This is a genomic window from Methylobrevis pamukkalensis (genome assembly GCF_001720135.1).
Taxonomy (GTDB): Bacteria; Pseudomonadota; Alphaproteobacteria; order Rhizobiales; family Pleomorphomonadaceae; genus Methylobrevis; species Methylobrevis pamukkalensis.
Window position 1 is genome coordinate 1 of the sequence record NZ_MCRJ01000254.1, and the last position, 1,313, is coordinate 1,313.

Annotated in this window: 2 protein-coding genes; both read left to right on the forward strand. The window is 69.2% G+C overall.

What is annotated here, in order from left to right; translation table 11 throughout:
* A partial coding sequence (locus A6302_RS20315) for a GntR family transcriptional regulator (protein WP_141704044.1) occupies window positions 1-473 on the forward strand: 473 nt, incomplete at its 5' end.
* A complete protein-coding gene (locus tag A6302_RS20320) occupies window positions 470-1,132 on the forward strand; it encodes a flavin reductase family protein (protein WP_069308521.1) in 663 nt (220 codons plus the stop codon). The genes A6302_RS20315 and A6302_RS20320, both read left to right, overlap by 4 nt.
* Window positions 1,133-1,313 lie beyond the last annotated feature (181 nt).

Here is a 1,313-nt window from a genome sequence, read left to right on the forward strand (position 1 = left end):
AGCCGGCCTTCGGCGCGGCGCTGGAGGGCCATGTCCGCGAGGAGGAGGCGGCGCGCCGCCACGGCGACGAGCGGGTCTCGATCCGCCTTGCCGGCGAGTTCCACATGTCGCTCGGCGAGATGTCCGGCAACCGGCTGCTGGAGCGCTACCTCGGCGAGGTGGTGTCGCGCTGCTCGCTGATCCTCGCGCTCTACGGCCGGCCGCATTCCTCCGACTGCGCGGTGAACGAGCATTCGCAGATCATCGAGGCGCTGCGCTCCGGCGATGCCGAAGCGGCGATCAAGCTGATGGACCATCACATCGGCGCGGTGGAAAAGCGCGCGCTGATCGAGGACGCCCCCACCGCAGACCTTTCCGGCGTGCTCGCCCACTATGCCGCGCCGCTGCTCGCCCGTCAGACCGCCGTGCCGCTCGGCAGCGGACCGCGAGCGAAAGATCGCACACGAGATCGCACCAGGGATCAGGCCCGATGACCGCCCACACCCATTTCGACTTCCGTGCGCTCTCGGCCCGCGACCGCTACAAGCTGCTGATCGGCACGGTGATCCCGCGCCCGATCGCCTTCGTCACCACGGTGAACACGGAGGGCCGCGCCAACGCCGCCCCGTTCAGCTTCTTCAACTGCCTGACCGCCGATCCGGCGATCCTTGCCATCGGCGTGGAGAACCACGCCGACATGTCGTTCAAGGACACGGCGAAGAACATCCGCGAGACCGAGGAATTCACGGTCAACATCGTCGACGAGGCGCTGCTGGACGCCATGAACATCTGCGCCGTGCCCTTCGGGCCGGAGGTGGACGAACTGGCCGAGGCGGGGCTGACCGCGGTGCCCGGCACCCACGTGAAATGCCCGCGCATCCTCGAGGCGCCCGCGGCGCTGGAATGCCGTCGCTACATGACGCTGGAGGTCGGCCGCTCGCGCGAGATCATCCTCGGCGAGGTGCTCGGCGTGTTCATTCGCGCCGACGCGGTCGACCCGATGACGAAATACGTCGACCAGAAGGCGATGGACGCGATCGGCCGGCTGGGTGGCCACGGCTACAGCCGCAGCCAGGACCAGTTCGACCTGCCGACCCTATCGCTTGCCGAATGGACCCGCCGCAAGGCGGCTGCAGACGGATCCGCCGGCTGACGGCCGGCGGCCTTCAACCACGTCCGCGGCAAACGCGGCTCTCCTGAACGCACCACGAGAACCCCGGCGGGACGCGGCGTCCCTCCGACGGACCATGCGCGTCCGCGCGCCAACACACACGAAGGGGACAGCAACCATGATCGACACCAGACTGACCCGCCGCGGCCTGCTCGGCGGCACC

What these genes read in the sequence shown, in the direction of transcription:
- A6302_RS20320 (WP_069308521.1), top strand. Translation starts at nt 470, where the DNA reads ATGACCGCCCACACCCATTTCGACTTCCGTGCGCTCTCGGCCCGCGAC.